7 protein-coding genes are annotated in these 8,202 nt (G+C 58.2%); 2 read left to right on the top strand and 5 right to left on the bottom strand.

All coding sequences use genetic code 11. From position 1 onward, the window contains the following. Positions 1-396 precede the first annotated feature (396 nt). From VMU57_RS07945 to VMU57_RS07935, 3 genes are all read right to left on the bottom strand, one after another. Positions 397-3,063 carry an ABC transporter permease gene (locus VMU57_RS07945; protein WP_325382205.1) on the bottom strand — a complete coding sequence of 889 codons (2,667 nt, stop codon included), beginning with the start codon at positions 3,061-3,063 and terminating at the stop codon, positions 397-399. Between the two features lie 11 nt (positions 3,064-3,074). Further along, a complete protein-coding gene (locus VMU57_RS07940; protein WP_325382203.1) occupies positions 3,075-3,404 on the bottom strand; it encodes a PadR family transcriptional regulator in 330 nt (109 codons plus the stop codon). A 100-nt stretch (positions 3,405-3,504) separates the two neighbouring features. Continuing rightward, positions 3,505-4,866, bottom strand: coding sequence for a Gfo/Idh/MocA family protein (locus VMU57_RS07935; protein WP_325382201.1), 1,362 nt, complete (start codon positions 4,864-4,866; stop codon positions 3,505-3,507). Between the two features lie 184 nt (positions 4,867-5,050). Here VMU57_RS07935 and VMU57_RS07930 point away from each other — a divergent pair, with 184 nt between their 5' ends. Further along, positions 5,051-6,286, top strand: coding sequence for a DUF5009 domain-containing protein (locus tag VMU57_RS07930; RefSeq protein WP_325382199.1), 1,236 nt, complete (start codon positions 5,051-5,053; stop codon positions 6,284-6,286). Positions 6,287-6,308: 22 nt separating this feature from the next. Here the strand turns inward: VMU57_RS07930 and queF are convergent, their stop codons facing one another. Continuing rightward, positions 6,309-6,728 (bottom strand): preQ(1) synthase, encoded by a 420-nt coding sequence (gene queF / locus VMU57_RS07925; protein ID WP_158909433.1) that lies wholly within the window; start codon positions 6,726-6,728, stop codon positions 6,309-6,311. A gap of 126 nt (positions 6,729-6,854) precedes the next feature. Between queF and VMU57_RS07920 the strand changes: the two genes are divergently transcribed. Next, positions 6,855-7,559, top strand: coding sequence for a flavin reductase family protein (locus VMU57_RS07920; RefSeq protein ID WP_325382196.1), 705 nt, complete (start codon positions 6,855-6,857; stop codon positions 7,557-7,559). 35 nt (positions 7,560-7,594) lie between these two features. On the opposite strand, the gene VMU57_RS07915 is transcribed toward VMU57_RS07920, so the two are convergent. Then, positions 7,595-8,202, bottom strand: a 608-nt coding sequence (locus VMU57_RS07915) for a M48 family metalloprotease (RefSeq protein WP_325382194.1), incomplete at its 5' end; no start/stop codon positions are given.

The raw sequence follows: 8,202 nt of genomic DNA, 5'->3' as shown, positions 1-8,202 counted from the left end.
GCCTGGTTTGCCGGATCGGCCGCATTGCCTGCATTCGGGATGCCCTGATAGACGATTGCACTGGTGATATCTGCGTGAGCGAACGCGGTTGCTGCCAGCAGAACTGCGGAGCAGAGAACTGGCGTAAGAGAACTTCGTAGGAGCTTCATAAATTTATGCCTCGATCGTGAGATTGGGGGCCTGAAGAAGCATCTCCATGGAAAGCAATTGGGTGGCCGTTACTCGCACATCTTTTGAGATTCTGTAAGCCACTGATGCACATCACCTAACAGATGGGAAGAGGAAGGACCGTAAAGCAGGAGGAGCAGGCACTGCGCAAGAGTCTGCAGGGGAAAGTGAAAGCAGCTTCTTGTTGCGCGCTTATTTTATGGGGCTGTCAAGGGTGGACCTGTCTGTCTATTCATAGCGAAGGGCGACATTGGGGTCCACCTTCATTGCTGCACGGGCGGGAATGAAGGTTGCCGCGAGAGCAGTCACACTCAGAAGCAGCGCAACGCTTAGAAATGTGATGGGATCGTGCGGCCCAATGCTGAAGAGCAGGCTTTTGAGAACCTGTGAAATGCCAAGCGCTATACACAAACCTAAAACTCCACCCAGGCCAATCAGGCGCATCCCTTCCCACGCCACAAGGCGCAGAATATCCATTCTGCCGGCTCCAAGCGCCATGCGCACGCCGATCTCCTGGGTACGCTGGGTCACAAGGAAGGAGATCACCCCATAAAGTCCAATGACCGCCAGCAAGAGGCCGGTTGCAGCGAAGAAGCCGACGAGGAGGGTTTGAAATCTTGGCTGATCGGCTAGTTTGCTGACCCTCTGCTGCAGGGTTGCAATGTCAACCGGTAAGGTTGGATCAAGCGCAGCGACTTGCGAGCGGATCCACGGCGAGATTGTCGCGGACGGCAGCGATGTTCGCACGATGATTACGGAGGTCCTTCCCCAGACACCGTGTCCTGCCCAATCCTCAGCGCGATTGCGCCTGAGCAGATAGTATTCGGGCACCTCCTCTCCCGTAAGGCCGCCGTTCTTTACATTGGCTGCAACTCCGACGATGGTGTACCAGGTACGGTTCGGATCGGAGGGGAGATCAAAATTCAACCGCTTGCCGAGGGGATCTTCTCCCGGGAAAAGGCGCTCGGCAAGCTGTTGGCTGAGCACGATGAAATGGCCGCTTGAATTGAGTTGTTCCTCGCGGAAGCCTTCGCCTCGCACGATGGGAATACCCAACGCGGGGAAGTACTCCGGCGAGACCGAGCGGGAGGTCACCAATCCACCTGTTATTTCAGTGGAAGGCGGTCTGCCCGAGACGATAATCGAGTCGTAGCGGAAGCTACTATGACTGTCCTCCGGCGGCAGCGAATCACTGATTGCGACGTGACTGACTCCGGGGCCGAATTGAAGCCGCTTCTGCAGTTGCTGAAAAAACATCATCATCGCTTGTGCGGAGGGATAGTTGTGCTCTCCGAGAGTCACGCGAATGGTGAGGACATTGTCGGTGCGCATTCCCAAATGCTGGTTTTCCAGATTGCTGAAGCTGCGAAATAGGAGCATCGCTCCCACCAGAAGAACCATGCTTACAGCGATCTGTGCCACAACCAGCCATCGGCGCAGAGAAGCATGAGAGCCCTGCAAGAGAGAGCGTCCACTCAACGCCTGCCCGTTTGGTCTCTGCAAGGCGGGCGCGAGGCCAAATAACATCCCGTTAAGAATGGAAATAACAACAGTGAAAACAATAATTCTTAGATCAAGCTGCGCTCTTCCGATGTAAGGAATGCTGGCAGGGGCGATGGCGATAAAGATGCGTAAAAGCACCTCCGCAAGAATGCAGCCACCCACTGCTCCAGCCAGAGATAGAACAAGAGCTTCGGTCAACGCCTGACTCGCCAGCCGAGTTCGGCTGGCGCCCAGAGCGGAACGAATGGCCAACTCACGCTGACGCATAGCGCCGCGCGCCATCAGCAAACTCGCCACATTGGCGCATGCGATCAACAGCACGGCAAGGACCGCTCCCAAGAGGACCCATGCCTCTACGCGCACATCCTCCATCTGACGGTCGCGAAGAGAACGAACGCTGAATTTAAACTGACTGCGAAAACTCACCGGAATGATCTTCAAGGCATTCTGGTATAGAGGTTCGAGCTCGGCCCTGGCCTGCGCGACGCTGACTCCAGGCTTGAGCCTGGCGAAGGTTCGCCTGGGACCTCCGAGACCGGAGTTCCCGCTGCGATCCTCCGCCTCATCGACGGCCATGGGGAGCAGCACATCGGCCGCCTGCAGTCGAGGCATCTCGAAGTCTTTGGGCAGAACGCCAATCACCTGGACAGGTTTGCCGTCGATCTCAATCGTCTTGTCGAGGATGCCGGGATCGCGGTTGTAGTGGGTGAGCCACAGTCCATAGGAGATCAGGCCTACAGCCGGGCCGTGCGGGCGGCCTTCTTCCGGCAGGAAGTTGCGTCCCAGCACTGGCGAGATTCCAAGTGTCGGCAGAAAGTTCGCCTCAACATGCGGGCAGCTCAGTTGCGCGGGATTTCGATCCGTGAGGTCACACTCGGGCGTTACCGCTCCCTCCGAGGTCATCGCGGCAAAGGGCTTTTGATTGTCTCGAAAGTCATAGTAAAAAGCGCCCAGCATGAACTCCTGCTTTTCGAGGGGCTGGACCAGGCCGAGCGTGACAAGGCGATCTGCGTGCGCGTAAGGCAGGCTGCGGAAGAGGATGCGGTCGACGACGCTGAAGACCGCCGTGGTGGCTCCGATGCCAAGCACGAGAGTAGCGACGACGGTGATCGTGAAGATGGGATTGCGACGGAAACCGCAGATAGCATAGCGAACATCCTGGAGAAGCGCCTCCAAAAGAAAGCCGGGGCGCTGCTGGCGACATTCTTCGCGGGTACGTTCGATGCCACCAAAGTCGATAGCGGCTTGCCTTCGGGCTTCGGTTGGGGGTATTCCGGCTTCGACGTTTGCGATGATCTGCTGATCGAGGTGGAACTGCAGCTCGTCATCGACGTCGCGATGAGTTTTGCGGGCGAGTAGAAAACGGAGGCGTGTTCGCAATTCGTTGAACATTTAGGGGTCTCCTAAGCCTGTTCGAGAACCAGTTCAATTGCGGTGGTGAGACGATTCCAGTTTTCGAGCTCGGCGGCTAACTGTTTCCTGCCGGTTCGGGTAAGAGAGTAGAAGCGGGCCTTGCGATTGTTTTCGGAAGTCCCCCAGTCGGCTTGAATCCAACCCTTGTATTCAAGCCGGTGGAGCGCGGGGTAGAGGGAGCCCTGGCCAATCTGTAGGGTATCGTTGGAGATTTGCTGGATGCGCTGCGCGATGCCCCAGCCGTGCGTGGGCTCGAGGGCAACTGTTTTGAGAATAAGAAGATCGAGCGTTCCCTGAAGCAGATCGGTGGATGGTGGCATGTTCCCCTCGACGTTCGACAATAGGATTACATCGACTCCTGTCGAATGTCAAAGGGAACGAAATGCTCGCACAGCATGGTTATCTCCGCTGCCCCTATAGCTAGGTTTGCGTGGCGATCTGCGATGCGGAGCGCTCGTGCCAGCGGCCACGGGTGAAGTCGGGGAACTTAGCAGGCGCGCTGCCGTCGGCCAGCGAGAGCCTGCTAAGCGGGCCGGGTGCCGACCAGGTGGCGGCGTCATAGACATCCATGTCCGGTGCCAGCCCCTCGCGCATGCATTCGAGCAGACGGTAGAGCATGATGTAGTCCATGCCGCCGTGGCCTCCGAGCTTCTGCGCGATCTCGCCTTCGCGCTTCCACAATGGATGCTGATGCTCCTTCCACGAGTCGATGGTGGCCCAGTCCTCGCCACCGGCCTGTCCGTCGAGGTAGATGCGCGGCGGGTAGTCGGCGAAGATGCCTTTGGTGCCGGCGATCAGGTTGGTGCGGCTGTAGGGGTGGGGATTGACGGTACCGTTCTGGAGCGTAATCGTCAGGCCGTTCGCGGTTTTGATGAGCGACGTGCTCATGTCTCCGGTGATGTAGCGCTCGGACCAGCGGGGATCGGACGACGGCAGGTGCGCCTTGCGATAGTCATCGAGGCCGCGCTGCGGTGTACTCATGGAGACGATGTAGTCGAACCGGTCGCCGCGCTGGATGCCCATGTAGTTCGCCACCGGGCCCAGGCCATGGGTCGGATAAAGATTGCCGTTTCGTTCGGTGTGAACAGTGCGGCGCCACAATCCCTCGCCCTTGTCGGAGAAAAGCTCCTCGCGAAGATCGTGAAGGTAGGCGCCTTCTCCATAGAGCAGGTCGCCGAAGAGTCCTTCGTGGGTCATGCGCAGGATGAGGGTTTCGTTGTAGCCGTAGCAACAGTTTTCGAGCATCATGCAGTGCCGCTGGGTGCGCTCGGAGGTGTTGACGAGCTTCCAGCAGTCCTCGATGGTGGTCGCAGCCGGTACTTCGACAGCGGCGTGCTTGCCGTGGGTCATGGCAGCGACGGCTATCGGCACATGCCAGTTCCACGGGGTTGCGATGATGACAAGGTCGAGATCGTCGCGGGCGACGAGCGACTCGAAGGCGTGATCACCTTTGGTGTAGAGCTCGGGAGAGGGCTGTCCGGCCTTTACGACGAGCGACTGCGCGTGCTCGGCATGCTGGGGCACGACATCGCAGAGGGCGAGGATTTGCGCATCGGCGGCGAGCAGATTTTCAAGCAGGCTGGTGCCTCTTCCGCCGGTGCCGACGATGCCGATCTTTGGGTTCTTCGCGGCGAACGGCTTGCCGATCATGCTTGCGCCATGTGGCTTTGCAGCCTCGGCGTGAAGCTGCGGAACGCTCATGCCGACAGCGGTGATGCCGCCGAGGCGAAGGAAGTTTCTTCTTGAAAGATCATCCAATACGCCACGCAATTCATCGCTCATGCTCTTCTCCCTTGAATCTCGATGCACTTTGTTGGTCGTTTCGTTATACTACGTTTTCGCTTTGATGCGATACGTTTTCACTTCGTTATAATCCATTTTTATTTCGCAATGTTGAGATTTTGTGGGCAATCACAGATTTTATGTGCTACCTTACGAAGGCTCAAAGGCCGACCGGAGCGAATGAATGCAAGCCACCATCAGCGAAGCACACGCGAACCTCGTTCCGCCCGTGACGCCGGAGGCGGCGACACCAACACCTCCACGCAACGTCGCCGTCGATGCCTACCGTGGGCTGGTGATGCTGTTGATGATGGGCGAGGTGTTGAGCTTCGCCGCCGTCGCGCGCGCGTTTCCGCACAGCCTCTTCTGGCATGTGTTGGCCTACAACCAGACGCATGTGGAGTGGGCGGGGGTGGGTCTTCACGACATGATCCAGCCGTCGTTCACCTTTCTGGTCGGCGTTGCGCTTCCCTACTCCATTCATAGCCGCATCCGCAAAGGGCAGAGCTTTCCAAAGCAGCTGGCGCATACGCTGTGGCGAAGTTTGATTTTGATTGCGCTGGGGATCTTTCTTCGCTCCACCCATAGCGGGCAAACTTATTTCACCTTTGAAGACACGCTGACGCAGATCGGCATGGGATACACGTTTGCGTTCCTGCTGGCGTATTGCCGACCGAAGTGGCAGTGGATTGCGCTGGCAACAATTCTCTTCGGGTATTGGCTGGCATGGGCGCTCTATCCTGCGCCGGGTCCGAACTTCGACTACGCCGCGGTTGGCGTGCCTGCGACGTGGCACCACAACTTCAGCGGATTTGCCGCTCACTGGAACAAGAACAGCAACCTCGGACAGGCGTTCGACGTCTGGTTTCTAAACATTTTTCCACGCGCATCACGCTTCGTCTTCAACGAGGGCGGCTATCTTACACTGAGCTTCATCCCAACGCTGGGCACGATGCTTCTCGGGCTGCGAGCGGGCGAATGGTTTCGCTCGGCTGCACCGAAGATTCCGGTGAAGCGCTTCCTGATTGCCGGAACGCTGCTTGTCGCGGCGGCGCTGCTGCTGCATGTAACGGGAATATGCCCTATCGTGAAGCGCATCTGGACGCCGGCCTGGACGCTGTTCAGTGGCGGACTCTGCTTCTACTTCCTTGCAGTGTTCTCGTGGGTGATCGACGTGAAGGCGTATCGCCGCTGGGCGTTTCCGCTGGTGGTCGTCGGAATGAATTCGATCGCGGCTTACCTGATCGCCGACTTATTCGGAGAGGCCATCGAGCGAAATCTGCATATCCATCTGGGCTACCGGGTCTTCCAAATATTTGGAACGGGGCTGGAGCCGTTGATGTTCGGCATCGTCGCGCTGCTGATCTACTGGTCGATCCTGTTCTGGATGTACCGCAGAAAGATCTTCCTGCGCATCTGAACTCCCGCGAATCACTCCGCGATTACATCGGGCCTTTGGAGTTTTTAGGGCGCGGATAGAAGGCTTCGACGACGGTGGAGATGCCGCCGCGCGGGCGGAAGTCGCCTACTACCTTGGCCCAGACCGGATCGCAGGCTTTGACGACATCGTCGAGCACCTGGTTGACGATATTCTCCTGAAAGATGCCGAGATTGCGGTAGGTGAAGAGATATTCCTTCAGCGACTTGAGCTCGAGGCAGGTCTTGCGCGGCATATAGCGGATCGTGATGCGGCCGAAGTCGGGCAGGCCGGTCTTGGGGCAGACGCTGGTGAACTCGGGATCGTCGACGAGGATCTCGTAGGCCTTGAACTGGTTCTTCCAGGTCTCGATGGCGGGGAATTTAATGTCGAGGCCGGATGCGGCGTGGTCGTCGGTGTAGCCCGTGGTCTTCTTGGTGGTCATGGATCTATTTTATCGCGGCGCCTGTTGCAGGGCGCTGCATCGAGTTTGAGTGCAAGATTCGGAGTGTTGCGCAGCGCGGGTTCACCTATGGTCGAGAGAATCTCATCTCGAAAAGGAAATCACGCAATGCATCGCACCGTTCATCCCCCCATTCACCGGACTGTTCATCCTTCGATTCTTTATGTTGGCACTCCCGTCGTTCTTATCGGCACATTGAATGAGGACGGCTCGCCGAACCTTGCGCCCATCTCTTCGGCATGGTGGCTGGGGTGGAACTGCATGCTTGGCTTTGGAGCAAATTCCAAGACGCCGCAGAATTTGCAGCGCACACGGCAGTGCACGATCAATCTGCCATCGGTGGCAGAGGTGTCGCAGGTGAATAGGCTTGCACGGCTTACGGGTTCCGACCCGGTGCCTCCGCATAAACAGGCCAAAGGCTACACTTTTTGCGCAGACAAGTTTGGCGCTTCGGGGTTGACTGCGGAGGACGCAGAGTTGGTCGATGCGCCTCTCGTTCGTGAATGTCCGCTGCAGATGGAGGCAGAGTTGACGGCAGCGCATCCCTTCGCTCCGGAGACGAATGGGAGTTTGGTTGCGCTTGAAGTGCGCATCCTGCGCGTGCATGCGCATCCGCAGCTCTTGATGGAGCCGGAGGGGAACCGCATCAATCCCAGCAAGTGGCGACCGCTCATTATGAGCTTCTGCGAGTTCTATGGACTCGGAGAGCAGGTACATCACTCACGGCTGGCGGAAATCCCTGAAGATCTGTATCGGCCAGCGCGAGTGAAAGAGATGATGACGAACGCAATGCAAGAAACGCCGGTCTCCTGAGAGAGCGGCGCTTCTTGTTAGAGTTATGAGGACAACTAATCGCGGCGGCTGAGGGTTGGACGGTCGTCGCCGGAGTTGGCCGGATTGTTGGGGCTGTTGGGATCGTTGTTGGTGCCGCCTACGCGACGGAGGGTTGGCTTGTTGCCGCCATTCTTGTCGTTGAGCTTGCGTTTGTTTTCGAGGCGCGCGAGGCGGGCCTTGACGTCGTCGAACTCGCTGGTAGTGACGATGTAGTCGGGCCGAGGCGGCATGATGGTGGCGATCTCGTCTTCGGAGCGGGCGATGCGATCAGGGGTCTGAGGATGGTCGGAGAAGACCTTGGCCAGCGTGCCGGGCTTGTGCTTCTCGAGAGCGTCGAGCTTTTCGAAGAACTGGATGAAGGCCTGCGGATCGTAGCCAGCCTTGTACATGTACTCAAGACCGAGCCAGTCGGCCTCTGCCTCGAAGTTGCGCGAGAACTGGAGGAAGGTGACGGGGATGGCGAGTTGCGAGGCCTCGTAGATGCCATAGCCGGTCCACGAGCCCTGGGTGAAGATGATGAGCGGGACAGAGCCGATCTGCATGTAGTTCATGCGGGTCATCTCACGGGCAGCGTGGTGGGCGCAGACGTGGGCCGTCTCGTGTGCCATCACACCGGCCAGTT

Source organism: Edaphobacter sp., assembly GCF_035532915.1.
In the GTDB taxonomy this organism is placed as follows: Bacteria; Acidobacteriota; Terriglobia; order Terriglobales; family Acidobacteriaceae; genus Edaphobacter.
Note: the sequence above shows the minus strand (reverse complement) of the source record. Positions and strands in the feature narration are given on the sequence as shown.